The following is a 23834-nucleotide window of genomic DNA, read 5'->3' on the forward strand; positions in this document are numbered from 1 at the left end:
ATTCATGCAGTTGTGATGATTCTCTTATGTTAATCACACGAGCCAGTTTTCCCGCTCCGGCATCAGACTGACAGTAATACTGAGGTCGACGTTTCTGACTACACCTAAGGCAGGTTTATGAAATGAAATATGATTTTGATGAGTACGTAAGCAGAGAGAAAACAGACAGTCTCACCGTGGACGGCTGGCGGGAATACCTGTTTTCGGGACAGTCCGAATTTGCAATGCGGTATCCGGCAGAAGGGCTAATCAACCTCTGGGTTGCTGACATGGCTTTTGCCACACCAGAGCCGATTCTTCAGGCCATCAGAGACCGTCTGGATAGAAAAATACTCGGCTACACTAAAATCTACGACGAAGAATACTATGAGATCTTTGGCAGCTGGTGTGAGCGACAATATGGTCACCGTTTCAAAACGGAAGACATTGTGCTGTCTCCGGGCATTATTCCCGCGCTGAACCGTCTCGTCCCGCTTCTGACCGACATGGATGACAGTATTCTTATTATGACGCCTTCATATGGCCCGTTTAAAAAGGCGGGTGAATACAGTCAGCGTCGCGTGGTGTACTCGGCGTTAAAAAAATCAGCAGGCGGCTGGGAACCTGACTGGGAAGACTTTGCACGCAAAGCCAGTCAGGCCGATTTACGTGTGAAAATTCTTTTCCTGTGTAATCCGCATAACCCGACCGGACGAGTCTGGCGGCCTGATGAACTTAAGCGGATTATTGAAATTTGCCTGGCCAATGACATCTGGGTGATATCTGACGAAATTCACTGCGACCTGTCCCGAAGCGGTATCGGTCATACACCGGCCGCCTCTCTTTTCCCTGATTCTACACGCATTATTACCTGCATGTCCTCGAGTAAAACATTCAATCTGGCCGGGAATTTGTTGGCAAATATCATTATTCCGGATCCCGGTGTCAGAAGCGAGTGGCGTCTCAGACACGACGAGTTCATCTCTCCACTGAGCCTGGCAGCAAACAAAGCGGCGTGGAGTGAATGTGATGACTGGCTTGTCCATCTGAGGGAATATATTGACGGCAATTTCCAGTACCTGCACGACTATCTCAAAAGCTATTTACCCGAAACCAGGTTCTCGATCCCCGAAGGGACATATCTGGCCTGGATAGATATTAGCCGCTACCTGCCCGACACCGCAGGTGAGGATTTATCGCTGTATTTTGCCCGGGAGTCAGGGGTCCTTCTTGAAGGGGGCTTGCTGTTTGTCGACAATGGGGACGGATATATCCGGTTAAATCTGGCCTGCCCACGGAGTATGCTGACAGCAGGGATGAAAAGAATTTCACAGGTACTGCGGATACCGGCTCCTCATCGTGTATAACCCCTTTCTCTCTGGCCGTTTTGTCCTGTCAGGATGTCGTCAGAACCCGGCATAACACCCTGTGCCGGGAACACAAAAGGCACGGATGAACAGGTCGTGAATATTCTTAGTGAAGCCTGCTGATGACATGTCTGGCGACAAAAAAATGCCGCCCTTAAGGGGCGGCTTATGCCAGCGTCACGGGGTTATCGTCTGACCGCCATGATGCCCGCATCGACATCCCAGATAGCGCCCGTCACCCATGAGGTTTTGTCAGACAACAGGAAGAGAATAGTGTTTGCCACATCTTCGGCAGTTCCGACGCGTCCCAGCGGGTGGAAATCGTTCAGCGACTTCATAGCATCTGCGATATCCGCTTTGTCCATGAAGCCTTCGTATATCGGCGTATGAACAATCCCGGGAGACACCGCGTTGACACGAATACCCGCGCTGGCCAGCTCAATCGCCAGATTACGCGTCAGGGCATGCAGACCCGCTTTTGCCATTGAATAGGCCGAGGCCGGCGAGTCACCCAGTGCAGCCTGAGCACCAATCGAACCGACGTTGACGATAGACCCTTCGAGCTTCGCGGCGAGCATGTTCTTCACGACATCCTGTGTAATAAAGAACGTGGCTCGGTTCAGCGAAAGATACATGTCATAATCGGCAAAGCTGTGCTCGGTAAATCCTTTGGGCATGAAGATACCGGCGGCATTCACCATCAGGCTGATATCGCGATGGTGAGCATTAATTTCCTGACGGATAGTTTCCATACCTTCTTCGGTCATCAGGTTCGCCGCGATGACCGCAACCGGTCCCAGAGGGCTCAGTTCTTTTTGCACCGCTTCGGCTTTGTCTTTTTTATTCCCGGTCAGCACGACACTGCCGCCCGCTTCCAGTACCATGCGTGCCACGGCCAGGCCCATGCCGCTGGTACCGCCGACGACGAGCAGTTTTTTACCTTTGAAAAAAGTGTTCATTTTCTGACTCCATTACTGGTGGGTAAGACGTTGCCGGCAGCGTGAAACTGCCGGCGGTTGACGGATTAAATACTGCAGCCATCCGTTCCGCAGGTCTGACCCGCAGTGGCTGAAAATTCGGTTTGCTGTTCATCCCAGACCTGACGCAGGGCATTCAAAAAGTTATCTGCTGCCTGAGCCCCGCTGATGGCATATTTTTCGTTCATCACAAAAACCGGAACGCCGCTGAGGCCAATAGACTGTGCGTGGGCTTCATCGTCGGAAACGGTGGCGCGAAAATCGTCATTTTCCAGGGCGGCTTCAGCGTCAGCTTTCGGCATACCGGCTTCTACGGCCATGGCAACGAGCTGCTGACGGTCAAAGAGAGAGCGACCTTCGGTGATACTGCCATGATAAAAACGTTCTTCCACCGTGTCCGCAATTCCGGCCTTACGCGCGGCAACCAGCAGGGTGTGTGCATCTTCTGTATCACCAAACATCATGCCGTCGAAGTTGTAGATCAGACCTTCAGATTTACCGGCGGTGCCCACCTGATTCATCATCAGCTCCGCTGAATGCTGACTGCCCAGCTTTTTAACGATGGCATCCTTAAAAGGCATCGCGGGAGTACCACCGGCCAGACGGTAGCTGTGATGGCGGATCACCACCTGGTCGCGAAATTCAAAGCGATTCAGACCCTGTTCAAATCTTTTTTTAGCAATCCAGCACCACGGGCAGACCAAATCTGACCAGATATCGATGGTAAGGGTGGGTTTCAGCGTTTGCATAATGATTCCTCAAAGACGTTGGGCGGTCGGTTCTCACTTATCAGAGAACCGCGACCGTATGGGATTTATTGCGCCTGCCAGACCGGGTAATCGGTATAGCCTTTTTCCGGGGAACCACTGACGCCGTAGTAGGTGGCGCGGTCACTTTCTGCCAGTGGCCAGCCGTTTTGCATTCTTTCAACCAGATCCGGGTTAGCGATGTAGGGCACACCAAATGCCACCAGATCCAGCTCATCATCTTCCAGAGCCTGCTCTGCGATATCACGGGTAAAACCGCCGGCAGCGATGATGGTGCCTTTAAACGTGTTGCGAAAACGGCGGCGGAAGCCTTCCGGAAGTGGCGCTTTGGTGTACACCGGCTGATAGTAAAGGTGTACGTAGGCCAGTTCCCGCTGACCGAGCGCGTCGGTGATGGCTGACCAGGTTTGCTCTTCACCTTCATACGGCGCGAGGTCATAAATGCGGCCGAACGGTGACAGGCGCACGGCAACGTGGCTGTTACCCACGGCTTCCGCCACGGCGTCAATGGTCTCCAGCAGGAAACGCTGACGATTTTCCACCGAGCCGCCGTATTCGTCGGTGCGGGTGTTCAGTTCGCTACTGAGGAACTGGTCAAAGATGAATCCGTTTGCCGCCATGATTTCCACGCCGTCAAAGCCGGCTTCCATCGCCAGGCGTGCGGAGTGCACGAAGTCTGCAGTGATGCGTTTAACTTCATGCGTTTCCAGCGCGCGTGGCTGGCTTGGTACAACCGGGCCCGGTTCTCCGGATTCGGTCAGCGCAAAAACGGTGGTATTGACCGCCTGAACGGTGCCCGCTGAAACCGGCGCTATGTGGCCTGGCTGAAGAGAGACGTGAGACATACGGCCGACGTGCCAGAGCTGCGCGAAAATACGGCCACCTTTGGCGTGAACCGCTTGTGTCACTTTACGCCAGCCCTGGACGTGTTCGTCGTTGTAGATACCAGGGGTATAAAGGTAACCCCGGCCTTCTTCTGAAACCGGCATCCCTTCGGTGATGAGCAGGCCAGCAGAAGCACGCTGTGCATAGTACAAAGCCACGACCTCATCCGGCACGTCATTCATGGTGCGGGTGCGGGTCATCGGTGCCATGACTACACGGTTTTTTAACGCCAGGCCAGACAGATTGTAGGGGGTGAAAAGCTTACTCATCGTATACCTCACAAAAAACAAAAAGGAGTATCCCGGCAGGGATTTGCACAGCCCGGCAGTATCATCGACTGGACGTCGCGCACTGGAGTTGCATAAACATCTGATGGGTGGCAATATACCAACCATCTAGTAGGTAGGTCAATGGGTGTGTCGTATTTTTTTGTCATAACGCAGCCATTCCTGAATTGTCACTCATTTTGCGAGGTCATCACCATGCGTACATTAACAGCTTATAACGAAGATAATTTCCGCCAGATAGAGCAGTACAAAGGAATATCGGTGGTACGTTTCTCTGCACCCTGGTGTCCGCCCTGTCAGGCCAGCGAAGAAATGTTCAGTCAGTTTGCAGACCGGCTCGATAGAGATATTCAGGTGGGGAAAGTCAATGTAGATCAGGCGCCGGTGCTGACAACCAAATACGAGATCTGGGGGCTGCCGTCTGTGCTGATATTTCATGAAGGGCAATTAGTTAAACGCATACCGGGTGTGAAACCTGCATCGGTATATGCTCAGGCTATTGCGGACATAAAAAAAGGGCAGTAATGCCCTTTTAACGTGGAATTTATTAATGCTTAACCGCGTGCCTGACCGACGGCATCCAGAGTGCGGGCTGAATAAATGACCGCCGCGCCAGCGTTGAGGTTAATCGCCACGCCCAGCGCTTCAGCAATTTCAGCGTCGGTTGCACCGGCTTTCACAGCGGCGTCGGCGTGAAAAGCAATACAGCCGTCGCAGCGGGTTGTGACTGCGCACGCCAGGGCAATGAGTTCACGCACTTTTGCGCCCAAAAGGTCAGTTTTGTTACCTGCGTTGCCCAGGGCAACCACGCCTTTCATGGTCTCGGGGGTCAGTTTGCCCAACTCGCCTAAACGTTGCATTAACTCTGAGCGATAGTTGTTCCAGTCCAGCATAGTGTCATTCTCCTGAATGAGGGGTATTAAGAAGCAGTTTTATATACTTAAGGCTGTTGGCGAAGACTTCGGGTCTGGCCGTTGCATGCGCCACTACGCTTGAGCCTTCACAGACATTAATGATCATCAAAGCAATATCTGATGGTTCGGCATGGGATGAAAACTCACCTGACTCCATGCCCGCCCTGACGACTTTTGTGAGCCACTCGATTTGCATATCGAAATAAAGTGATGTCTGTACAGTAATTGCCTGAGGCAGATTGGCGGTCTCTGCTGACAACGCACAACACAGTGGCAGTAGCGAAGCTTTATGGCTTTGCGCGAAGATATCGATGTAAGCCGCAATTCTTCTCTCCGCGCTTTTCTCAGTCGCCTCTATCTGCTCAAATACGCGTTGTGTATCAGAGAACGCCTGTATTACCACCTGCTCACCCAGAATATCTTTGGTCGGGAAATGGTGATGAATACTGGCCTTGGTGATACCCACTATTTTTGATAAATCAGCATAGCTGAATACTGAATACCCTTTTTCGCGCATCAGGTGTTCTGCTTCGCTGAGCAGCCGTTCCCGTGTCATGGTTGTCATAATTACTCCATATAATCTACTAGTTGATAGATTATATTGTTGCTATTTTTCCGTAGCAAGTTGTATCACTGACTCAGTATCGTGCAGAGCTGAACGTCACTGCCATCCTGCATTCTGAATGGCAGCATTACATCTCTGACATCACGCCAGGCGTGTAATCATTTCAACCGGATTAGCCAGAGTATCGTGGATTGGCGAATTCTTTTGCATTTCGCTGACCAGCGCTTCTAACTCCTCGCGACTGGCGGTCTTGCTCGTAAGGTGAACATCGACGCGAATAGATTTCGCACCTTTACGCACGTTGCTGTCCAGCCCAAGGAAGCCGTTGAGGTTGATATCGAAATTAAGATCCAGCTCGATACCGTCCAGGTCGATCCCTTTTTCAGCAGCCATCATGGTAAGGGTGGCGGTATAACAGCCAGCCAGCGCCTGCATGATGTATTCAGTCGGGCTCATGCCGGTATCGGTGCCGAGTAAACCTGCGGGTTCATCACCGATATTAGAAAATTTCCCCACACGGCTGGTATCGATAACGCCGTTTTGGATTGTGGCGCCGGTCTCTGTGCGAACGGTTAATCCGCCGCTGGAACGGGCTTTCATCTGGAAAGTCAGGTTACCCAGGCCAGGCTGGCTGCGAACTGCTTCACGGGTATTGTGGATCGCAGCTGCGTCTGCAGAAGGTTTAACGGTAGTAGACATAATGGCTCCTGTAATTTCTTGATAAAAGGTATAGCTGGTGTAACCAGCACCAATCATCTAGTTGGTAGATTAGTGTCGCGAACCTCTTTTGTCTACTCTTTTATAAAAAATAGGGGGAAAAGAACCCAGCAGGCTGTTTTATTTCATAATAACCATTTGATTTTTTTATAATCTTCCCAGCCGCTCACTCTTGCAGCAATCCAGCCTTTACCCGAAGGATAGTCTGGCGGGTGGTATTAAATTCCCGGGCAATAGCACTGATACTGATGCCAGCATTTAGGCGCTCTGTCACTGTTTGCTTTTGTTCCTCGCTCAGGATGGGGGGGCGACCGAAGCGTTTTCCAGCCGCTTTTGCCCTCGCAATACCTGAATACGTTCGCTCAAGCAGCAAATCCCGCTCAAACTCCGCTACAGCAGAAATTACCTGCATAGTCATTTTTCCGGCCGGACTGGTCAAGTCAACGCCTCCGAGTGCGAGACAATGAACGCGAATATCTAAAGCCGCCAGTTGCTCTACTGTTTTTCGGATATCCATCGCATTACGACCCAGACGGTCAAGTTTGGTGACAATCAGTACATCCCCATTTTCCATGCGATCTAGCAACCGGATAAATCCGGGGCGTTCGCTGGCAGCAACCGAGCCACTGATATGCTCCTCAATAAGTCGTTGGGATCTGATGGCAAAACCCGCCGCTTCAATTTCACGACGCTGGTTTTCTGTGGTCTGTTCCAGAGTTGAGACCCTGCAGTAGGCAAAAACACGTGACATGGGAAACTTTCCGTACGAAATGGATGTCCGAATTATAACGTGTGTCCGAAATTAATTTCACTAAGTTTCGGACATGTGCTGTAAGTGGTGTACGAAACCGACCGGTTTCGGTCACAGCGAACAAATAACAGATGAAAACTATACGCGAGGGAGGCATTTATGCCACGGCGACAGATACTGAGCAGCGAAGAGCAGGAACGCTTACTGGTTATACCAGATGATGAAATTATTCTGACCCGAATGTGTTTTCTGAACGAACCGGATATTGCGCTCATTAATAAGCACCGAAGGCCAGCGAATCGCCTGGGCTTTGCTGTATTACTCTGTTATCTGCGTGGACCTGGATTTATTCCGGACAAAAGCAGTGCTCCTCACAATGGCGTTGTATCCAGGGTTGCTTCCCGACTGAAACTTCAGCCTGATTTATGGCCGGAATATGCATCCAGAGAGCAAACCCGCTGGGAACATCTGACCGAACTTTATCGCTACCTGGAACTATCCCCGTTCAGCCGGTCAATGCAAAAAGACTGTATCCGTCATCTGCACCCCTATGCCATGCGAACTGACAAAGGATTTATGCTGGCGGAAGAAATGCTCAGCTGGCTACATAACAATAATGTTATTTTCCCTTCTGTTGAAGTGATCGAACGGACGCTTGCCGAAGTCGTCACGCTCGCTAACAGATCGGTATTTTCGACACTTACCGCGCAACTGGAAAAGCAGCATAAATCAGCACTCGACAGCCTGCTCATATCAGGGGTCGTCTCAGAAAACGGAATCTATGGTCACTCCCGTTTTTGCAACACCGATTTTGACGACAAGTTGGCTTGCTTGAATCTATCCGGCGTCTGAATGGGATTTTATTCCCGCGCCTCGATGAGTTCCGCGCCTGATGAACCTCCAGAAAATATACGGCTTCAATGAGCCTTTCCGTTTTACAGGTTCCTCAACAGGCCGGTGGGCCGTTAGTATCATCAATATCAGTATTCGCAAAACCAGATGAATGATTGTTTAAACTGGTGTATTTCTGCCTTTATGCTTCGTAAGTTTGCTGTCGCGCCGTCAGTGCCCAGGCTATTCTGGCCAGCTTGTTTGCCAGAGCACAGGTGACGACAAAGTTGCTTTTCCGACACAACAACTCCCTGACCCAGTCGGCCAACTTGCCAGACTGGTGTTCCAGTTTTTGTATGAATACCCTGGCACACTGAACCAACAAAGTTCGGATCTTTTTGTTGCCCCGCTTGCTAATCCCTAACAATGTCGTCCGACCTCCCGTGCTGTACTGTCGGGGTACCAGCCCTGTTGCCGCCGCAAAGTCACGGCTGCTGGCGTACTGCTTCCCGTCGCCAATCTCAGTTGAAATAGTACTGGCAGTCAGCGTTCCAACGCAGGGAATACTCAGCAAGCGCTGTCCAACCTCATCTTCGTCCAACTTTCGTTTCAACTGAGATTCCAGATCTTTAATCTGCTCAACAAGATAGTGATAATGCTGTTGTAATTTCAGCAGTAACTGGCTGAGATAAAGAGGCAAACTACTGTCCTCAAGAAGGGTACTCAGTCGACTAATAACGGCAGCACCTCGCGGAACGCTGATACCAAATTCCAGCAGAAAAGCATGCATCTGATTAGTTGTTTTCACCTTATCCTGAACCAGGGATTCACGGACACGATGCAGAGCTCGCATTGCCTGCTGAGATTCGGTTCTGGGCTGCACGAAACGCATAGATGGACGTGATGCTGCTTCACAGATAGCTTCAGCATCAACGAAGTCATTTTTGTTGCTTTTAACGAATGGGCGGACAAATTGCGGTGATATCAGCTTTGGAAAATGCCCTAACTCTGCCAGCTTGCGTGCCATAAAGTGAGAACCGCCACAGGCTTCCATCGCGATGGTTGTTGCCGGGCATGTCGCCAGAAATTCGATTAGCTTTGGTCGGGTGAATTTTTTACGGTAAACGGCCTTCCCACGATGATCCTGACAATGAATATGGAAAGAGTTCTTACCCAGATCGATACCAATAAGCGCAATGTTTTCCATGATGGTTCTCCGAATGAAAGCCTGTCCTCAGCATAGTACTGGGAAGGAGGGAGTGACCATCTCATTAAATAAAGCACGCTAAGGCATAGCCGACCCTGCCAGGCTTGTTCCGCCCTGTAGCGACGCGATCAGCGGGCAGGAAACATTCCCCTTCCGCGCATGGCAGGCGCACACCAGTTCAGACAGCACGGTTTCCATGCGCGCCAGGTCGGCCATCTTTTCGCGCACGTCCTGAAGCTTGTGCTCGGCCAGGCTGCTGGCTTCCTCGCAGTGGGTGCCATCATCGAGCCGCAACAGCTCGGCGATTTCATCCAGGCTGAAGCCCAGCCGCTGGGCCGATTTCACGAATCGCACCCGCGTCACATCCGCCGCGCCATAGCGGCGAATGCTGCCGTAAGGCTTGTCCGGTTCCGGCAGCAGGCCCTTGCGCTGATAGAACCGGATCGTCTCCACGTTGACCCCGGCCGCCTTGGCAAAAGCGCCAATGGTCAGGCTCTCCAAATTGTTTTCCATATCACTTGACTCCGTACATGAGTACGGAAGTAAGGTTACGCTATCCAATTCAAATTCGAAAGGACAAGCGCATGTCTGAACCACAAAACGGGCGCGGCGCGCTCTTCGCTGGCGGACTGGCCGCCATCCTCGCCTCGACCTGCTGCCTCGGGCCGCTGGTCTTGGTCGCCTTGGGATTCAGCGGGGCATGGATCGGCAACCTGACCGTGCTGGAGCCCTATCGCCCGATTTTCATCGGCGCAGCGTTGGTAGCCTTGTTCTTCGCCTGGCGGCGCATCTACCGCCCTGCGCAAGCCTGTAGACCGGGTGAGGTCTGCGCGATTCCCCAAGTGCGAGCGACTTACAAGCTCATTTTCTGGGTCGTGGCCGTGCTGGTTCTGGTCGCGCTCGGATTTCCCTATGTCATGCCATTTTTCTACTGATCGGAGTTCACCATGAAGAAACTGTTTGCCTCCCTCGCCCTCGCCGCCGTTGTTGCCCCCGTGTGGGCCGCTACCCAGACCGTCACACTGTCCGTACCGGGCATGACCTGCTCTGCCTGTCCGATTACCGTCAAGAAGGCGATTTCCAAGGTCGAAGGCGTCAGCAAAGTTGACGTGACCTTCGAGACACGCGAAGCGGTGGTCACCTTCGATGATGCCAAGACCAGCGTGCAGAAGCTGACCAAGGCAACCGGAGACGCGGGCTATCCCTCCAGCGTCAAGCAGTGAGCCACTGAACCAGAGCCTAGGGCGATCATGGGGATGATCACACGCATTGCCGACAAGGCTGGCGCGCTCGGCAGCGTTGTTTCAGCGATGGGCTGCGCCGCCTGCTTCCCGGCCCTCGCCAGCTTGGGCGCGGCCATCGGGCTGAGCTTTCTACAGGAATACGAAGGGTTGTTTATCTCCACGCTGTTACCGCTGTTCGCCGTCGTGGCTTTGCTGGCGAATGCACTGGGCTGGCTGAGTCATCGGCAATGGCACCGCAGCCTGCTCGGCATGATCGGGCCAGCCATCGTGTTCGCCGGAACCGTCTGGCTGCTTGGCAACTGGTGGACAGCACGCCTCGTATACACCGGCCTAGCCCTGATGATCGGCGTGTCGATCTGGGACTTGGTTTCGCCGGTAAATCGCCGCTGCGGCCCGGATGGCTGCGAACTCCCCGCGAAACACGACTGACTGCGTGAGCCAGCGGCCAACACAGAAAAGGAACGATGAATGACCACCCTCAAAATCACCGGCATGACCTGTGACTCGTGTGCGACGCACGTCAAGGAAGCCCTGGAGAAAGTTCCCGGCGTGCAGTCGGCGGATGTCTCCTATACGAAGGGCAGCGCCAAACTCGCCGTCGAGGCCGGCATATCGCCGGACGCGTTGACTGCCGCCGTGGCCGGACTCGGTTATCGGGCCACGCTCGCCGACGCGCCCGTGCCTCCGGTGGGCGGTGGCTTGCTCGGAAAGATGCGCGAATGGCTAGGTAGCGGCGACAAGGCTGGTGGTGACGGTGGCGGATTGCATATTGCCGTTATCGGCAGCGGTGGCGCGGCGATGGCGGCGGCGCTGAAAGCCGTCGAGCAAGGCGCGCACGTCACCTTGATCGAGCGCGGCACCATCGGCGGCACCTGCGTCAATGTCGGCTGCGTGCCGTCCAAGATCATGATCCGCGCCGCGCACATCGCCCACTTGCGCCGAGAAAGCCCGTTCGATGGCGGCATGCCGCCCACACCGCCGACGATCTTGCGCGAGCGGTTGCTGGCCCAGCAGCAGGCGCGCGTCGACGAACTGCGCCACGCCAAATACGAAGGCATCCTGGATGACAATCCCGCCATCTCCGTGCTGCACGGCGAAGCCCGTTTCAAGGACGCGCACAGCCTGACCGTGCAACTCAACGGTGGTGGCGAACGTGTGCTGGCGTTCGACCGTTGCCTGATTGCCACCGGCGCGAGTCCGGCCGTGCCGCCGATTCCCGGCCTGAAGGACACGCCGTACTGGACTTCCACCGAAGCACTGGTCAGCGACACCATTCCTGAGCGGCTGGCCGTGATTGGTTCGTCGGTGGTAGCGCTGGAACTGGCGCAGGCGTTCGCCCGACTGGGCAGCAAAGTAACGATTCTTGCACGCAGCACCCTGTTCTTCCGCGAAGACCCGGCCATCGGTGAGGCAATCACGGTGGCGTTCCGCGCCGAAGGGATCGAGGTGCTGGAGCACACCCAGGCCAGCCAGGTCGCGCACGAGGGCGGCGAATTCGTGCTCACCACGGCGCACGGCGAGCTGCGCGCCGACAAACTGCTGGTCGCCACCGGTCGCTCGCCCAACACGCGCAGCCTGGCGCTGGACGCGGCAGGTGTCGCGCTCAACCTGCAAGGCGCTATCGTCATCGACGTCGGCATGCGGACCAGCACGCCGGACATCTACGCGGCCGGCGACTGCACCGACCAGCCTCAGTTCGTCTATGTGGCGGCAGCGGCCGGCACCCGTGCGGCGATCAACATGACGGGCGGTGACGCGGCGCTTAACCTTGCCGCCATGCCTGCCGTGGTGTTCACCGATCCGCAAGTCGCCACCGTGGGCTACAGCGAGGCAGAGGCCCAGCACGACGGGATCGAGACCGACAGTCGCACCTTGACCTTGGACAACGTGCCGCGTGCGCTCGCCAACTTCGACACACGCGGCTTCATCAAGCTGGTCATCGAGGAAGGTAGTGGACGGCTCATCGGCGTACAGGCGGTCGCGCCGGAAGCCGGCGAACTGATCCAGACGGCGGTACTCGCCATCCGTAACCGGATGACCGTGCAGGAACTGGCCGACCAGTTGTTCCCCTATCTGACGATGGTCGAGGGACTGAAGCTCGCGGCGCAGACCTTTAACAAGGATGTGAAGCAGCTTTCCTGCTGCGCCGGGTGAGAAAAAGGAGGTGTTCGATGAACGCCTACACGGTGTCCCGGCTGGCCCTTAATGCCGGGGTGAGCGTGCACATCGTGCGCGACTACCTGCTGCGCGGACTGCTGCGGCCGGTGGCGTGCACCCCTGGCGGCTACGGCCTGTTCGACGATGCGGCCTTGCAACGGCTGTGCTTCGTGCGGGCTGCTTTCGAAGCGGGTATCGGTCTCGACGCGCTGGCGCGGCTGTGCCGGGCGTTGGATACCGCGGACGGCGACGAAGCGGCCGCGCAGCTTGCCGTGCTGCGCCAGTTCGTCGAACGTCGGCGCGAAGCATTGGCCGATCTGGAGGTGCAGTTGGCCACCATGCCGACCGAGCTGGTACAGCATGCGGAGAGTCTGCCATGAACAGCCCCGAGCGCTTGCCGACCGAGACACACAAGCCGTTCACCGGCTACCTGTGGGGCGCGTTGGCCGTGCTCACCTGTCCCTGCCATTTGCCGATTCTCGCTGTGGTGCTCGCGGGGACGACGGCCGGCGCGTTCATCGGGGAGCATTGGGGTATTGCAGCCATCACGCTGACCGGCTTGTTTGTCCTGTCCGTGACGCGGCTGTTGCGGGTCTTCAAGGAAAGATCGTGAGCACATCACTGCCCGCCAGATGGACGGCGACCGAATTGGCGCAGGCGGTTGTGCGCGGGCAGTTTGAGCTGCACTACCAGCCGATTGTCGATTTGCGCAGTGACCAGATTGTCGGTGCGGAAGCCCTGTTGCGCTGGCGTCATCCGCAGCTCGGACTTTTGCCGCCGGGCCAGTTCCTGCCCGTGGTCGAATCGTCCGGCTTGATGCCTGAAATCGGCGCTTGGGTGCTGGGCACCGCCTGCCGCCAGATGCGCGAATGGCGGATGCTGGCATGGCAACCGTTCCGGCTCGCCGTCAATGTTTCGGCGAGCCAGGTAGGACCGGATTTCGACGGGTGGGTAAAGGGCGTGCTGGCTGACGCCGAGTTGCCTGCCGAGTATCTGGAAATTGAGCTGACCGAATCGGTCGCGTTCGGCAATCCGGCGATCTTCCCAGCCCTGGAAGCCTTGCGACAGATCGGTGTGCGCTTCGCTGCCGATGACTTCGGGACGGGGTATTCCTGTCTGCAACACCTGAAGTGCTGCCCGATTACTAAGCTCAAGATCGACCAGTCCTTCGTCGCCGGACTCGCCGACGACCACCGCGACCGGACCATCGTGCACACCGTGATTCAGCTTGCGCACGGGCTGGGAATGGACGTGGTGGCCGAGGGCGTGGAAACGCCGACCAGTCTCGCGCTGTTGCGGCAAGCGGAGTGCGATACGGGGCAAGGCTTCCTGTTCGCCAAGCCAGTGCCGGCGGCGGCATTCGCCGCCTTTGTCAGTCAATGGAGGGGTGCCACCATGAATGCAAATGATCCGACTGCCACCAGTTGCTGCGTGTGCTGCAAGGAAATCCCGCTCGACGCCGCCTTCACACCGGAAGGTGCGGAGTACGTCGAGCGCTTCTGCGGGCTGGAGTGTTATCAACGCTTCCAGGCGCGGGCAAGCAACGCGACCGAAACGAGCGCCGAACTGAACGCTTGCGGTTCGCCGCCGTCAGATTGAGGCATACCCTAACCTGATGTTATTTTCAGAAGACGACTGCACCAGTTGATTGGGCGTAACGGCTATTGTGCAGCCCGCTCCTGAAAGCCCAATATCAGAAGTCATCTGCACCAGTCTCGACTATGCTCAATACTCGTGTGCACCAAAGCGAGGTGAGTATGGCGACCGACACCCCACGGATTCCCGAGCAAGGCGTGGCCACTCTGCCTGATGAGGTATGGGAGCGTGCGCGCCGTCGTGCGGAGATCATTGGCCCGTTGGCGCAGTCGGAGACGGTCGGGCACGAAGCGGCCGATATGGCGGCTCAGGCGTTGGGCTTGTCTCGGCGACAGGTGTACGTCCTGATCCGGCGTGCCCGGCAAGGCAGCGGCCTCGTGACTGACCTGGTGCCCGGCCATTCCGGCGGCGGCAAAGGCAAGGGGCGCTTGCCGGAATCGGTCGAGTGCATCATCCGCGAGCTGCTGCAAAAGCGGTTCCTGACCAAGCAGAAGCGCAGCTTGGCAGCGTTTCACCGCGAGGTGGCGCGGGCGTGCAAGGCGCAGAACCTGCGGGTGCCGACGCGCAACACCGTGGCACTGAGGATCGTCGGCCTCGATCCGCTCAAAACCACGCGCCGCCGGGAAGGGCAAGATGCCGCCCGTGACCTGCAAGGTGCCGGCGGTGTACCGCCTGCCCTGACAGTACCGCTGGAGCAGGTGCAAATTGACCACACGGTGATAGACCTGATCGTGGTTGATGAGCGCGACCGGCAACCGATTGGCCGCCCGTACCTGACCATCGCCATCGACGTGTTCACCCGCTGCGTGCTCGGCATGGTCGTCACGCTGGAAGCCCCGTCAGCCGTCTCAGTCGGCCTGTGCCTAGCGCATGTCGCCTGTGACAAGCGTCCCTGGCTGGAAGGGCTGAATGTGGAAATGGACTGGCCGATGAGCGGCAAGCCCAGGCAGCTTTATCTGGACAATGCAGCCGAGTTCAAGAGTGAAGCGCTACGCCGTGGCTGCGAGCAGCATGGCATCCGGCTAGACTATCGCCCGCTCGGGCAGCCGCACTACGGCGGCATCGTAGAACGGATCATCGGCACGGCGATGCAGATGATCCACGACGAACTGCCGGGAACGACCTTCTCCAACCCTGACCAGCGCGGGGAATACGCCTCCGAGAAGATGGCCACCCTGACACTGCGCGAGCTGGAGCGCTGGCTCGCCTTGGCGGTCGGCACCTATCACGGCTCTGTGCACAACGGCCTGCTCCAACCGCCGGCCGCGCGCTGGGCCGAAGCTATCGCGCGGACCGGCGTGCCAACCGTCATCACTCGCGCCACGGCTTTTCTGGTCGATTTTCTGCCCATCATCCGCCGCACGCTGACCCGCACCGGCTTCGTCATCGACCACATCCACTACTACGCCGATGCGCTCAAGCCGTGGATAGCTCGGCGCGACCGCTCGCCTGCGTTCCTGATCCGGCGAGACCCACGCGACATCAGCCGCATATGGGTGCTGGAACCAGAGGGGCAGCACTACCTGGAAATTCCCTACCGTACCTTGTCGCACCCGGCTGTCACCCTCTGGGAACAACGGCAGGCGCTGATGAAATTGCGGCAGCAAGGGCGCGAACAGGTGGATGAGTCGGCGTTGTTCCGCATGATCGACCAGATGCGCAAAATCGTGACCACCGCGCAGAAGACCACGCGCAAGGCGCGGCGCGACGCAGATCGACGCCAGCATCTCAAGGCAACGGCACCGCCTGTCAAAGCCACGCCACCACCGGACGCTGACATGGATGACCAGCAGGCGGACAACCAGCCGCCCGCCAAACCGTTCGACCAGATTGAGGAGTGGTAGCCGTGGAAGAATATCCCATCATCGAGCTGTCCCACCTGCTGCCGGCGGCGCAGGGATTGGCCCGGCTGCCGGCGGACGAGCGCATCCAACGCCTTCGCGCCGACCGCTGGATCGGCTACCCCCGCGCGGTCGAGGCGCTGAACCGGCTGGAAACCCTGTATGCGTGGCCAAACAAGCAACGCATGCCCAACCTGCTGCTGGTCGGCCCGACCAACAACGGCAAGTCGATGATCGTCGAGAAGTTCCGGCGCACGCATCTGGCCAGCGCCGATGCCGACCAGGAGCACATCCCGGTGCTGGTCGTGCAGATGCCGTCCGAGCCGTCTGTGATCCGCTTCTACGTCGCGCTGCTCGCGGCGATGGGTGCGCCATTGCGACCGCGCCCACGACTGCCGGAAATGGAGCAACTGGCGCTGGCACTGCTGCGCAAGGTCGGCGTGCGCATTTTGGTGATCGACGAGTTGCACAACGTCCTGGCTGGTAACAGCGTCAACCGCCGGGAATTCCTCAATCTGCTGCGCTTCCTCGGCAACGAACTGCGCATCCCACTGGTCGGGGTTGGCACGCGCGACGCCTATCTGGCCATCCGCTCGGATGACCAGTTGGAAAACCGCTTCGAGCCGATGATGCTGCCGCTGTGGGAGGCCAACGACGATTGCTGCTCACTGCTGGCCAGCTTCGCCGCTTCGCTTCCTCTGCGGCGACCCTCGTCGATTGCCACGCTGGACATGGCCCGCTACCTGCTCACACGCAGCGAGGGCACCATAGGCGAACTGGCGCACTTGCTGATGGCAGCGGCCATCGTCGCCGTGGAGAGCTGCGAGGAAGCGATCAACCATCGCACGCTCAGCATGGCCGATTACACCGGTCCCAGCGAGCGGCGGCGGCAATTCGAGCGGGAACTGATGTGAAGCCAGCGCCACGCTGGCCACTGCATCCGGCTCCCAGGGAAGGCGAAGCCTTGTCTTCGTGGCTCAACCGCGTGGCCCTTTGCTATCACATGGAGGTGTCCGAGCTGCTGGAGCACGATCTTGGTCACGGTCAGGTTGATGACCTGGACACCGCGCCACCACTGGCGCTGCTGGAGATGCTCTCCCTGCGGAGCGGCATCGAGCCGGATCGGCTGCGTTGCATGAGTTTCGCCGGCTGGGTGCCTTGGCTACTGGACAGTCTTGATGATCAGATTCCAGATGCATTGGAAACCTATGCGTTCCAGCTCTCGGTGCTGCTGCCGAAACTCCGCCGTAGGACGCGATCCATCACGAGCTGGCGTGCCTGGCTGCCCAGCCAGCCGATACATCGCGCCTGTCCGCTCTGTCTGAACGACCCGGCAAACCAAGCCGTACTGCTTGCATGGAAGCTGCCCTTGATGCTGAGCTGCCCGCTGCATGGCTGCTGGCTGGAATCCTATTGGGGCGTGCCTGGGCGGTTTCTCGGCTGGGAGAACGCCGACACTGCGCCGCGCACCGCCAGCGACCCGATTGCAGTGATGGACCGGCGTACCTGGCAGGCACTGACGACCGGCCATGTGGAGCTGCCGCGCCGACGCATCCACGCTGGATTGTGGTTTCGGCTGCTACGCACGCTGCTCGATGAGCTGAACACCCCGCTTTCGGCGTGCGGAACCTACGCGGGGTATCTCCGCCAAGTCTGGCAAGGCTGCGGGCATCCGCTGCGTGCTGGGCAAAGTCTGTGGCGACCGTATGAAACCCTGAACCCGGCAGTACGGTTGCAGATGCTGGAGGCAGCGGCAGCGGCAATCAGCTTGATTGAGGTGAGGGATATAAGCCCGCCAGGCGAGCATGCAAAGCTGTTCTGGTCCGAGCCCCAAACCGGGTTCACCAGTGGTCTGCCGGCGAAAGCGCCGAAGCCCGAACCCGTCAATCACTGGCAACGGGCGGTCCAAGCTATCAGTGAGGCGATCATTGAAGCGCGGCACAACCCCGAGACGGCGCGCTCGCTGTTCGCCTTGGCTTCCTATGGTCGGCGCGACCCAGCTTCCCTGGAACAGTTGCGAGCCACCTTTGCAAAGGAAGGCATCCCCCCGGAATTTCTGTCACATTACGAGCCTGATGGACCCTTTGCATGTCTTAGACAGAATGACGGGTTAAGTGACAAATTTTGACGGCCAGAATTTTCCGGCGCACACTGTCACATAATCGAACGTATATGTGACAGGTACGACATGCTGATAGGCTACATGCGGGTATCGAAGGCGGACGGCTCCCAGGCTACCGATTTGCAGCGCGACGCGCTGATTGCCGCCGGGGTCGATCCAGTACATCTTTACGAGGACCAGGCATCCGGCATGCGCGAGGATCGGCCCGGCTTGACGAGCTGCCTGAAGGCGTTGCGAACTGGCGACACACTGGTCGTGTGGAAACTGGATCGGCTCGGACGCGACCTGCGACATCTCATCAACACCGTGCACGACCTGACTGGGCGCGGCATCGGCTTGAAGGTATTAACCGGGCACGGCGCGGCCATCGACACCACGACCGCCGCCGGCAAGCTGGTCTTTGGCATCTTCGCCGCCCTGGCCGAGTTCGAGCGCGAGTTGATCGCGGAGCGCACGATTGCCGGCCTAGCCTCGGCCCGCGCGCGCGGGCGGAAAGGCGGCCGGCCGTTCAAGATGACCGCCGCCAAGCTGCGGCTGGCGATGGCGGCAATGGGTCAGCCAGAGACCAAGGTCGGCGACCTGTGCCAGGAACTTGGCGTCACGCGGCAGACCCTGTATCGGCATGTTTCACCCAAGGGTGAGCTACGTCCAGATGGCGAGAAGCTACTCAGCCGAATTTGATGCCGGCATGAGGCAACGTAGCGACAGCGTGGTTTGTCTCAATGGGAAGCGCTCATGATCGATCTTTGAAGGCCCGCAGCAGTCGTGTCACAGACAGGACGAACAAACCGGTCAGCGTGAGGGCTGCGATACCCCAGTACTCTCCGATGAACGCGCCGGCCGTCGTGCCGGCCAGCACAATGGCGAGAATCGGCAAATGGCAGGGACAGGTGAGCACGGCCAGCGCGCCCCACAGGTAGCCGGTGATCGGTTTGTGCGTCTCGGACGGCAAGCGCTCGGGGCTGTTCATGGCAGACTCTCCGCGTGCTGTGCCGGCTCGGTCGGCATGGTGGCCAACTGCACCTCCAGATCGGCCAACGCTTCGCGCCGACGCTCGACGAACTGGCGCAGAACGGCAAGCTGCGCGGCCGCTTCATCGCCGTCCGCAGCATCCAGCGCCCGGCACAGCCGCGCCAGCGCGTCCAGGCCGATGCCCGCCTCGAAGGCCGCCCGCACGAAGCACAGCCGTTGCAAGGCGGCATCATCGAACAGGCCATAGCCGCCCGGGGTGCACGCCACCGGACGCAGCAATCCGCGCAGCAGGTAGTCGCGCACGATATGCACGCTCACCCCGGCATCAAGGGCCAGCCGGGACACGGTGTAGGCGCTCATTGAAAACCTCCTTTTTTTATCCAGCGCAGCAGGAAAGCTGCTTCACGTCCTTGTTGAAGGTCTGCGCCGCAAGCTTCAACCCCTCGACCATTGTCAGGTAGGGGAACAACTGGTCGGCCAGTTCCTGCACCGTCATGCGGTTGCGGATGGCGAGCACCGCCGTCTGGATCAGTTCGCCCGCTTCCGGGGCCACCGCCTGCACGCCGATGAGCCGTCCGCTACCTTCCTCGATGACCAGCTTGATGAAGCCGCGTGTGTCGAAGTTGGCAAGCGCTCGCGGAACGTTGTCGAGTGTCAGCGTGCGACTGTCGGTCTCGATGCCATCGTGGTGCGCTTCCGCCTCGCTGTAGCCCACGGTGGCGACTTGCGGGTCGGTGAACACCACTGCCGGCATCGCGGTCAGATTGAGGGCTGCGTCGCCGCCGGTCATGTTGATCGCGGCACGGGTGCCGGCGGCCGCTGCCACGTAGACGAACTGCGGCTGGTCGGTGCAGTCGCCGGCCGCGTAGATGTTCGGGTTGCTCGTGCGCATGCCTTGGTCGATAACGATGGCCCCTTGCGCATTGACAGTGACCCCCGCCGCGTCCAGCGCGAGGCTGCGCGTATTCGGTGCCCGACCGGTGGCAACCAGCAACTTGTCAGCGCGTAATTCACCGTGTCCGGTGGTCAGCACGAATTCGCCGTTCACATGGGCGACCTGGCTGGCTTGCGTGTGCTCCAGCACCTCGATGCCCTCGGCGCGGAAAGCGGCTGTCACGGCCTCGCCGATGGCCGGGTCTTCCCGGAAGAACAAGGTGCTGCGTGCCAGGATCGTGACCTGGCTGCCGAGCCGGGCAAAGGCTTGCGCCAGTTCCAACGCCACCACCGACGAACCGATCACGGCCAGGCGTGCGGGAATGGTGTCGCTGACAAGCGCTTCGGTGGAAGTCCAGTAGGGTGACTCTTTCAGGCCCGGAATCGGCGGCACGGCCGGACTGGCACCGGTGGCGACCAGGCAGCGGTCGAACGTTACCTCGCGCTCGCCACCCTCGTTCAAACGGACGACCAGGCTCTGGTCGTCCTTGAAACGCGCTTCACCGTGCAAAACGGTGATGGCTGGATTGCCGTCCAGGATGCCTTCGTATTTGGCGTGCCGCAGTTCATCGACACGGGCCTGCTGCTGGGCCAGCAGTTTGCTGCGGTCAATCGCAGGCACAGTTGCCGCAATACCGCCGTCGAACGGACTTTCCCGGCGCAGATGGGCAATATGGGCAGCGCGGATCATGATCTTGGACGGCACACAGCCGATATTGACGCAGGTGCCGCCGATGGTGCCGCGTTCGATCAGCGTGACCGTCGCGCCTTGCTCGACGGCCTTCAGCGCCGCCGCCATCGCGGCCCCGCCGCTGCCAATGATGGCGATATGCAAACCGGCGCCCTCAAGTGCATCACGGATTTTTGGTTCATCTTTGAAATCACCAACCCGGATCGAGCCTTGATAACCCAATGCGGCGATGGCGGCCAGCAGTTGGTTGTGGCTCACGGCGGTGTCTGCCATGACTTGCGCGCGGCTTTCTGGATAGGACACCACAGCGGCATTCACGCCGGGAATCTTTTCCAAAGCATCTTTGACATGGGTGGCGCAGGATGTGCAGGTCATGCCATTCACGGTGATTTCGGTCATTTTTTTACTCCATTGAATTTCGGGGTGCAGCAGGCATCGGCTTGGCGTTTTCGTTGGATGGCGTAGATGGTCAAGCCGATGAAAATCGCCAGCGCAGGCAGCAGCACATAGTCCAGATAGCCGGTCAGCGCGGACAAGCCGACCACACCGAGCAAAATGACCAGAACAGGGGTGAAGCAACACAGCGCCACGAGGGTTGTGCCAATGATGCTGACCCGCAGCAGTGTCTTCGGGTCTTTCATGATCAGTTCTTGACTGATGATGGGTAGCCCGCATCCTCGGTAGCCTTGGTCAGTTTCTGCACGCTGGTCTTGGCATCATCGAAGGTGACCACCGCTTCGCGCGTCTCGAAGGTCACGTCAACTTTACTGACGCCATCGACCTTGGAAATCGCCTTCTTGACAGTGATCGGACAGGCCGAGCAGGTCATGCCCGGTACGGACAGCGTAACGGTCTGGGTGGCGGCCCACACGGGGGCAACAACGGCAGCGAGGGCAAGGGCGGAAAGCAGCTTTTTCATGGTGAACTCCTGTGATCAATAGAAAAATGGCACGACGTAGGGAAATCCGAGCGCGACCAAAACCAGCACGGCCACGCCCCAGAAAATGAGCTTGTAAGTAGCTCGCACTTGGGGAATCGCGCAAACCTCACCCGGTTTGCAGGCGGCTGACGGCCGGTAGATGCGCCGCCAGGCGAAGAACAACGCCACCAGCGCCACGCCGATAAAGATGGGGCGATAGGGTTCCAACACCGTCAAGTTGCCGATCCAAGCGCCGCTGAACCCCAAGGCGATCAGAACCAGCGGCCCGAGGCAGCAAGCCGAGGCGAGGATGGCGGCCAGCCCGCCAGTGAAGAGCGCGCCGCGCCCGTTTTGAGGTTCAGACATACGTTTGTCCTTTCGAATCTGAATTGGATAGCTTAAGCTTACTTCCGTAGTTATGTACGGAGTCAAGCGATATGGAAAACAATTTGGAGAACCTGACCATTGGCGTTTTCGCCAGGACGGCCGGGGTCAATGTGGAGACCATCCGGTTCTATCAGCGCAAGGGCTTGCTCCCGGAACCGGACAAGCCTTACGGCAGCATTCGCCGCTATGGCGAGACGGATGTAACGCGGGTGCGCTTCGTGAAATCAGCCCAGCGGTTGGGTTTCAGCCTGGATGAGATCGCCGAGCTGCTGCGGCTGGAGGATGGCACCCATTGCGAGGAAGCCAGCAGCCTGGCCGAGCACAAGCTCAAGGACGTGCGCGAGAGGATGGCTGACCTGGCGCGCATGGAGGCCGTGCTGTCTGATTTGGTGTGCGCCTGCCATGCGCGGAAGGGGAACGTTTCCTGCCCGCTGATTGCGTCACTGCAAGGGAAGAAAGAACCGCGCAGTGCGGACGCGGTGTAGCCCGAGGGAACTACGCCTTAGCGTGCTTTATTTAATGAGATGGTCACTCCCTCCTTCCCGGTACTATGCTGAGGACAGGCTTTCATTCGGAGAACTATCATGGAAAACATTGCGCTCATTGGTATCGATCTGGGTAAAAACTCTTTCCATATTCATTGCCAGGATCGTCGCGGGAAGGCTGTTTACCGTAAAAAATTTACCCGGCCAAAGTTGATCGAATTTTTGGCGACATGCCCCGCTACAACCATCGCAATGGAAGCCTGTGGCGGTTCTCACTTTATGGCACGCAAGTTGGAAGAGTTGGGGCATTCCCCAAAGCTGATATCACCACAATTTGTCCGCCCGTTCGTTAAAAGCAATAAAAACGACTTTGTCGACGCCGAAGCTATTTGTGAAGCTGCATCGCGTCCGTCTATGCGTTTTGTGCAGCCCAGAACGGAATCTCAGCAGGCAATGCGGGCTCTGCATCGTGTCCGTGAATCCCTGGTTCAGGATAAGGTAAAAACAACCAATCAAATGCATGCTTTTCTGCTGGAATTTGGCATTAGCGTTCCCCGAGGAGCTGCCGTTATTAGCCGACTGAGTACCATTCTTGAGGACAATAGTTTGCCTCTTTACCTCAGCCAGTTATTGCTGAAATTACAACAGCATTATCACTATCTTGTTGAGCAGATTAAAGATTTGGAATCCCAGTTGAAACGAAAGTTGGACGAAGATGAGGTTGGACAGCGCTTGCTGAGCATTCCCTGCGTCGGAACACTGACAGCGAGTACTATTTCAACTGAGATTGGCGACGGGAAGCAGTACGCCAGCAGCCGTGACTTTGCGGCGGCAACAGGGCTTGTACCTCGGCAGTACAGCACGGGAGGTAGGACGACATTGCTGGGAATTAGTAAGCGAGGTAATAAAAAGATCCGAACTTTGTTGGTTCAATGTGCCAGGGTATTCATACAAAAACTGGAACACCAGTCTGGAAAATTGGCCGATTGGGTCAGGGATTTACTGTGCCGGAAAAGCAACTTTGTCGTCACTTGTGCTCTGGCAAACAAGCTGGCCAGAATAGCCTGGGCCCTAACGGCACGACAGCAAACTTATGTAGCATAACGGCAGAAATACACCGGTTTAAAGAATTACTGATCTGGTTTTGCGAATACTGATATTGATGATACTAACGGCCCACCGGCCTGTTGAGGAACCTGTAAAACGGAAAGGCTCATTGAAGCCGTATATTTTCTGGAGG

30 protein-coding genes and 2 pseudogenes are annotated in these 23834 nt (G+C 57.6%); 17 read left to right on the plus strand and 15 right to left on the minus strand.

Annotation, left to right across the window (positions count from 1 at the left end; genetic code table 11):
* Window positions 1-122 precede the first annotated feature (122 nt).
* Window positions 123-1346, plus strand: coding sequence for a MalY/PatB family protein (locus BFV64_RS17445; RefSeq protein WP_023287190.1), 1224 nt, complete (start codon window positions 123-125; stop codon window positions 1344-1346).
* 185 nt (window positions 1347-1531) lie between these two features.
* On the opposite strand, the gene BFV64_RS17450 is transcribed toward BFV64_RS17445, so the two are convergent.
* The 3 genes from BFV64_RS17450 to BFV64_RS17460 all read right to left on the minus strand — a co-directional run bounded on the left by BFV64_RS17450 (window position 1532) and on the right by BFV64_RS17460 (window position 4244).
* Complete coding sequence (locus BFV64_RS17450; protein WP_004729618.1) at window positions 1532-2305, minus strand: SDR family NAD(P)-dependent oxidoreductase; 774 nt, start codon at window positions 2303-2305, stop codon at window positions 1532-1534.
* A 65-nt stretch (window positions 2306-2370) separates the two neighbouring features.
* Window positions 2371-3072: a DsbA family oxidoreductase gene (locus tag BFV64_RS17455; protein WP_020277918.1), complete on the minus strand. Its 702-nt coding sequence runs from the start codon at window positions 3070-3072 to the stop codon at window positions 2371-2373.
* 65 nt (window positions 3073-3137) lie between these two features.
* Window positions 3138-4244, minus strand: coding sequence for an alkene reductase (locus BFV64_RS17460; RefSeq protein ID WP_006687059.1), 1107 nt, complete (start codon window positions 4242-4244; stop codon window positions 3138-3140).
* A 213-nt stretch (window positions 4245-4457) separates the two neighbouring features.
* Here BFV64_RS17460 and BFV64_RS17465 point away from each other — a divergent pair, with 213 nt between their 5' ends.
* Window positions 4458-4787, plus strand: coding sequence for a thioredoxin family protein (locus BFV64_RS17465; protein ID WP_002431133.1), 330 nt, complete (start codon window positions 4458-4460; stop codon window positions 4785-4787).
* Window positions 4788-4816: 29 nt separating this feature from the next.
* Here BFV64_RS17465 and BFV64_RS17470 read toward each other — a convergent pair whose 3' ends face one another.
* From BFV64_RS17470 to BFV64_RS17485, 4 genes are all read right to left on the minus strand, one after another.
* A complete protein-coding gene (locus BFV64_RS17470) occupies window positions 4817-5155 on the minus strand; it encodes a carboxymuconolactone decarboxylase family protein (RefSeq protein WP_000888080.1) in 339 nt (112 codons plus the stop codon).
* Window positions 5156-5159: 4 nt separating this feature from the next.
* The gene (locus BFV64_RS17475; protein ID WP_020277920.1) at window positions 5160-5741 is read right to left on the minus strand and encodes a TetR/AcrR family transcriptional regulator; all 582 of its coding nucleotides are present in this window, start codon (window positions 5739-5741) and stop codon (window positions 5160-5162) included.
* Between the two features lie 141 nt (window positions 5742-5882).
* A complete protein-coding gene (locus tag BFV64_RS17480) occupies window positions 5883-6440 on the minus strand; it encodes an OsmC family protein (RefSeq protein ID WP_000108589.1) in 558 nt (185 codons plus the stop codon).
* 184 nt (window positions 6441-6624) lie between these two features.
* Window positions 6625-7209: a recombinase family protein gene (locus tag BFV64_RS17485; protein ID WP_012695450.1), complete on the minus strand. Its 585-nt coding sequence runs from the start codon at window positions 7207-7209 to the stop codon at window positions 6625-6627.
* A 159-nt stretch (window positions 7210-7368) separates the two neighbouring features.
* Between BFV64_RS17485 and BFV64_RS17490 the strand changes: the two are divergent.
* Window positions 7369-7965, plus strand: a pseudogene (locus tag BFV64_RS17490) (DUF4158 domain-containing protein); the annotation flags it as partial.
* Between the two features lie 277 nt (window positions 7966-8242).
* Here the strand turns inward: BFV64_RS17490 and BFV64_RS17495 are convergent.
* Window positions 8243-9247, minus strand: a complete 1005-nt coding sequence (locus BFV64_RS17495) for an IS110-like element IS5075 family transposase (RefSeq protein WP_000427614.1) — start codon at window positions 9245-9247, stop codon at window positions 8243-8245.
* Between the two features lie 78 nt (window positions 9248-9325).
* A complete protein-coding gene (merR, locus tag BFV64_RS17500; protein ID WP_024552202.1) occupies window positions 9326-9760 on the minus strand; it encodes a mercury resistance transcriptional regulator MerR in 435 nt (144 codons plus the stop codon).
* A 71-nt stretch (window positions 9761-9831) separates the two neighbouring features.
* Between merR (BFV64_RS17500) and merT (BFV64_RS17505) the strand changes: the two genes are divergently transcribed.
* The 12 genes and pseudogenes from merT (BFV64_RS17505) to BFV64_RS17555 all read left to right on the plus strand — a co-directional run bounded on the left by merT (BFV64_RS17505) (window position 9832) and on the right by BFV64_RS17555 (window position 18888).
* Entirely contained in the window at window positions 9832-10182 is a 351-nt protein-coding gene (gene merT / locus BFV64_RS17505; protein WP_024552203.1) for a mercuric ion transporter MerT, read from the plus strand.
* Between the two features lie 12 nt (window positions 10183-10194).
* Window positions 10195-10470, plus strand: coding sequence for a mercury resistance system periplasmic binding protein MerP (gene merP / locus BFV64_RS17510; protein ID WP_024552204.1), 276 nt, complete (start codon window positions 10195-10197; stop codon window positions 10468-10470).
* A 27-nt stretch (window positions 10471-10497) separates the two neighbouring features.
* On the plus strand, window positions 10498-10920 hold the full coding sequence (gene merC, locus BFV64_RS17515) for an organomercurial transporter MerC (protein WP_024552205.1): 423 nt from the start codon (window positions 10498-10500) through the stop codon (window positions 10918-10920).
* 39 nt (window positions 10921-10959) lie between these two features.
* Window positions 10960-12645 (plus strand): mercury(II) reductase, encoded by a 1686-nt coding sequence (merA, locus tag BFV64_RS17520; protein WP_069602318.1) that lies wholly within the window; start codon window positions 10960-10962, stop codon window positions 12643-12645.
* A 17-nt stretch (window positions 12646-12662) separates the two neighbouring features.
* A complete protein-coding gene (gene merD / locus BFV64_RS17525) occupies window positions 12663-13028 on the plus strand; it encodes a mercury resistance co-regulator MerD (RefSeq protein ID WP_021138753.1) in 366 nt (121 codons plus the stop codon).
* Entirely contained in the window at window positions 13025-13261 is a 237-nt protein-coding gene (gene merE / locus BFV64_RS17530; protein ID WP_021138754.1) for a broad-spectrum mercury transporter MerE, read from the plus strand. The genes merD (BFV64_RS17525) and merE (BFV64_RS17530) overlap by 4 nt, the downstream gene beginning before the upstream one ends.
* Before the next feature lie 35 nt (window positions 13262-13296).
* Window positions 13297-13980 (plus strand): annotated as a pseudogene (locus BFV64_RS17535) (putative bifunctional diguanylate cyclase/phosphodiesterase); the annotation flags it as partial.
* Between the two features lie 63 nt (window positions 13981-14043).
* Window positions 14044-14247: a DUF3330 domain-containing protein gene (locus tag BFV64_RS26190; RefSeq protein ID WP_223998187.1), complete on the plus strand. Its 204-nt coding sequence runs from the start codon at window positions 14044-14046 to the stop codon at window positions 14245-14247.
* A gap of 158 nt (window positions 14248-14405) precedes the next feature.
* Entirely contained in the window at window positions 14406-16088 is a 1683-nt protein-coding gene (locus BFV64_RS17540; RefSeq protein WP_028604703.1) for a TnsB C-terminal domain-containing protein, read from the plus strand.
* A 2-nt stretch (window positions 16089-16090) separates the two neighbouring features.
* The gene (locus BFV64_RS17545; RefSeq protein ID WP_028604704.1) at window positions 16091-16999 is read left to right on the plus strand and encodes a TniB family NTP-binding protein; all 909 of its coding nucleotides are present in this window, start codon (window positions 16091-16093) and stop codon (window positions 16997-16999) included.
* Window positions 16996-18213 (plus strand): TniQ family protein, encoded by a 1218-nt coding sequence (locus BFV64_RS17550; protein WP_069602319.1) that lies wholly within the window; start codon window positions 16996-16998, stop codon window positions 18211-18213. The genes BFV64_RS17545 and BFV64_RS17550 overlap by 4 nt, the downstream gene beginning before the upstream one ends.
* A 60-nt stretch (window positions 18214-18273) precedes the next feature.
* The gene (locus BFV64_RS17555) at window positions 18274-18888 is read left to right on the plus strand and encodes a recombinase family protein (RefSeq protein WP_000904941.1); all 615 of its coding nucleotides are present in this window, start codon (window positions 18274-18276) and stop codon (window positions 18886-18888) included.
* 52 nt (window positions 18889-18940) lie between these two features.
* Here BFV64_RS17555 and merE (BFV64_RS17560) read toward each other — a convergent pair whose 3' ends face one another.
* The 6 genes from merE (BFV64_RS17560) to merT (BFV64_RS17585) are packed head-to-tail and all read right to left on the minus strand — an operon-like array spanning window position 18941 to window position 22088.
* Window positions 18941-19177: a broad-spectrum mercury transporter MerE gene (gene merE / locus BFV64_RS17560; protein ID WP_001087809.1), complete on the minus strand. Its 237-nt coding sequence runs from the start codon at window positions 19175-19177 to the stop codon at window positions 18941-18943.
* Window positions 19174-19539 (minus strand): mercury resistance co-regulator MerD, encoded by a 366-nt coding sequence (gene merD / locus BFV64_RS17565; RefSeq protein ID WP_003465059.1) that lies wholly within the window; start codon window positions 19537-19539, stop codon window positions 19174-19176. The genes merE (BFV64_RS17560) and merD (BFV64_RS17565) overlap by 4 nt, the downstream gene beginning before the upstream one ends.
* Before the next feature lie 16 nt (window positions 19540-19555).
* Entirely contained in the window at window positions 19556-21202 is a 1647-nt protein-coding gene (merA, locus tag BFV64_RS17570) for a mercury(II) reductase (protein ID WP_000136268.1), read from the minus strand.
* Window positions 21199-21444: a mercury resistance system transport protein MerF gene (gene merF / locus BFV64_RS17575; RefSeq protein ID WP_000654684.1), complete on the minus strand. Its 246-nt coding sequence runs from the start codon at window positions 21442-21444 to the stop codon at window positions 21199-21201. The genes merA (BFV64_RS17570) and merF overlap by 4 nt, the downstream gene beginning before the upstream one ends.
* Before the next feature lie 2 nt (window positions 21445-21446).
* The gene (merP, locus tag BFV64_RS17580) at window positions 21447-21722 is read right to left on the minus strand and encodes a mercury resistance system periplasmic binding protein MerP (RefSeq protein ID WP_000735441.1); all 276 of its coding nucleotides are present in this window, start codon (window positions 21720-21722) and stop codon (window positions 21447-21449) included.
* A gap of 15 nt (window positions 21723-21737) precedes the next feature.
* The gene (gene merT, locus BFV64_RS17585; protein ID WP_001294667.1) at window positions 21738-22088 is read right to left on the minus strand and encodes a mercuric ion transporter MerT; all 351 of its coding nucleotides are present in this window, start codon (window positions 22086-22088) and stop codon (window positions 21738-21740) included.
* A 71-nt stretch (window positions 22089-22159) separates the two neighbouring features.
* Between merT (BFV64_RS17585) and merR (BFV64_RS17590) the strand changes: the two genes are divergently transcribed.
* Together merR (BFV64_RS17590) and BFV64_RS17595 are read left to right on the plus strand one after the other, a co-directional pair.
* The gene (gene merR / locus BFV64_RS17590; RefSeq protein WP_000429838.1) at window positions 22160-22594 is read left to right on the plus strand and encodes a mercury resistance transcriptional regulator MerR; all 435 of its coding nucleotides are present in this window, start codon (window positions 22160-22162) and stop codon (window positions 22592-22594) included.
* A 99-nt stretch (window positions 22595-22693) separates the two neighbouring features.
* The gene (locus tag BFV64_RS17595; RefSeq protein WP_000427623.1) at window positions 22694-23698 is read left to right on the plus strand and encodes an IS110-like element IS4321 family transposase; all 1005 of its coding nucleotides are present in this window, start codon (window positions 22694-22696) and stop codon (window positions 23696-23698) included.
* Window positions 23699-23834: the final 136 nt, after the last annotated feature.

It is taken from the genome of Enterobacter kobei (assembly GCF_001729765.1).
Lineage (GTDB): Bacteria > Pseudomonadota > Gammaproteobacteria > Enterobacterales > Enterobacteriaceae > Enterobacter > Enterobacter kobei.

What these genes read in the sequence shown, in the direction of transcription:
- BFV64_RS17445 (WP_023287190.1), top strand. Translation starts at nt 123, where the DNA reads ATGAAATATGATTTTGATGAGTACGTAAGCAGAGAGAAAACAGACAGT.
- BFV64_RS17450 (WP_004729618.1), bottom strand. Translation starts at nt 2,305, where the DNA reads ATGAACACTTTTTTCAAAGGTAAAAAACTGCTCGTCGTCGGCGGTACC.
- BFV64_RS17455 (WP_020277918.1), bottom strand. Translation starts at nt 3,072, where the DNA reads ATGCAAACGCTGAAACCCACCCTTACCATCGATATCTGGTCAGATTTG.
- BFV64_RS17460 (WP_006687059.1), bottom strand. Translation starts at nt 4,244, where the DNA reads ATGAGTAAGCTTTTCACCCCCTACAATCTGTCTGGCCTGGCGTTAAAA.
- BFV64_RS17465 (WP_002431133.1), top strand. Translation starts at nt 4,458, where the DNA reads ATGCGTACATTAACAGCTTATAACGAAGATAATTTCCGCCAGATAGAG.
- BFV64_RS17470 (WP_000888080.1), bottom strand. Translation starts at nt 5,155, where the DNA reads ATGCTGGACTGGAACAACTATCGCTCAGAGTTAATGCAACGTTTAGGC.
- BFV64_RS17475 (WP_020277920.1), bottom strand. Translation starts at nt 5,741, where the DNA reads ATGACAACCATGACACGGGAACGGCTGCTCAGCGAAGCAGAACACCTG.
- BFV64_RS17480 (WP_000108589.1), bottom strand. Translation starts at nt 6,440, where the DNA reads ATGTCTACTACCGTTAAACCTTCTGCAGACGCAGCTGCGATCCACAAT.
- BFV64_RS17485 (WP_012695450.1), bottom strand. Translation starts at nt 7,209, where the DNA reads ATGTCACGTGTTTTTGCCTACTGCAGGGTCTCAACTCTGGAACAGACC.
- BFV64_RS17495 (WP_000427614.1), bottom strand. Translation starts at nt 9,247, where the DNA reads ATGGAAAACATTGCGCTTATTGGTATCGATCTGGGTAAGAACTCTTTC.
- merR (WP_024552202.1), bottom strand. Translation starts at nt 9,760, where the DNA reads ATGGAAAACAATTTGGAGAGCCTGACCATTGGCGCTTTTGCCAAGGCG.
- merT (WP_024552203.1), top strand. Translation starts at nt 9,832, where the DNA reads ATGTCTGAACCACAAAACGGGCGCGGCGCGCTCTTCGCTGGCGGACTG.
- merP (WP_024552204.1), top strand. Translation starts at nt 10,195, where the DNA reads ATGAAGAAACTGTTTGCCTCCCTCGCCCTCGCCGCCGTTGTTGCCCCC.
- merC (WP_024552205.1), top strand. Translation starts at nt 10,498, where the DNA reads ATGGGGATGATCACACGCATTGCCGACAAGGCTGGCGCGCTCGGCAGC.
- merA (WP_069602318.1), top strand. Translation starts at nt 10,960, where the DNA reads ATGACCACCCTCAAAATCACCGGCATGACCTGTGACTCGTGTGCGACG.
- merD (WP_021138753.1), top strand. Translation starts at nt 12,663, where the DNA reads ATGAACGCCTACACGGTGTCCCGGCTGGCCCTTAATGCCGGGGTGAGC.
- merE (WP_021138754.1), top strand. Translation starts at nt 13,025, where the DNA reads ATGAACAGCCCCGAGCGCTTGCCGACCGAGACACACAAGCCGTTCACC.
- BFV64_RS26190 (WP_223998187.1), top strand. Translation starts at nt 14,044, where the DNA reads ATGAATGCAAATGATCCGACTGCCACCAGTTGCTGCGTGTGCTGCAAG.
- BFV64_RS17540 (WP_028604703.1), top strand. Translation starts at nt 14,406, where the DNA reads ATGGCGACCGACACCCCACGGATTCCCGAGCAAGGCGTGGCCACTCTG.
- BFV64_RS17555 (WP_000904941.1), top strand. Translation starts at nt 18,274, where the DNA reads ATGCTGATAGGCTACATGCGGGTATCGAAGGCGGACGGCTCCCAGGCT.
- merE (WP_001087809.1), bottom strand. Translation starts at nt 19,177, where the DNA reads ATGAACAGCCCCGAGCGCTTGCCGTCCGAGACGCACAAACCGATCACC.
- merD (WP_003465059.1), bottom strand. Translation starts at nt 19,539, where the DNA reads ATGAGCGCCTACACCGTGTCCCGGCTGGCCCTTGATGCCGGGGTGAGC.
- merA (WP_000136268.1), bottom strand. Translation starts at nt 21,202, where the DNA reads ATGACCGAAATCACCGTGAATGGCATGACCTGCACATCCTGCGCCACC.
- merF (WP_000654684.1), bottom strand. Translation starts at nt 21,444, where the DNA reads ATGAAAGACCCGAAGACACTGCTGCGGGTCAGCATCATTGGCACAACC.
- merP (WP_000735441.1), bottom strand. Translation starts at nt 21,722, where the DNA reads ATGAAAAAGCTGCTTTCCGCCCTTGCCCTCGCTGCCGTTGTTGCCCCC.
- merT (WP_001294667.1), bottom strand. Translation starts at nt 22,088, where the DNA reads ATGTCTGAACCTCAAAACGGGCGCGGCGCGCTCTTCACTGGCGGGCTG.
- merR (WP_000429838.1), top strand. Translation starts at nt 22,160, where the DNA reads ATGGAAAACAATTTGGAGAACCTGACCATTGGCGTTTTCGCCAGGACG.
- BFV64_RS17595 (WP_000427623.1), top strand. Translation starts at nt 22,694, where the DNA reads ATGGAAAACATTGCGCTCATTGGTATCGATCTGGGTAAAAACTCTTTC.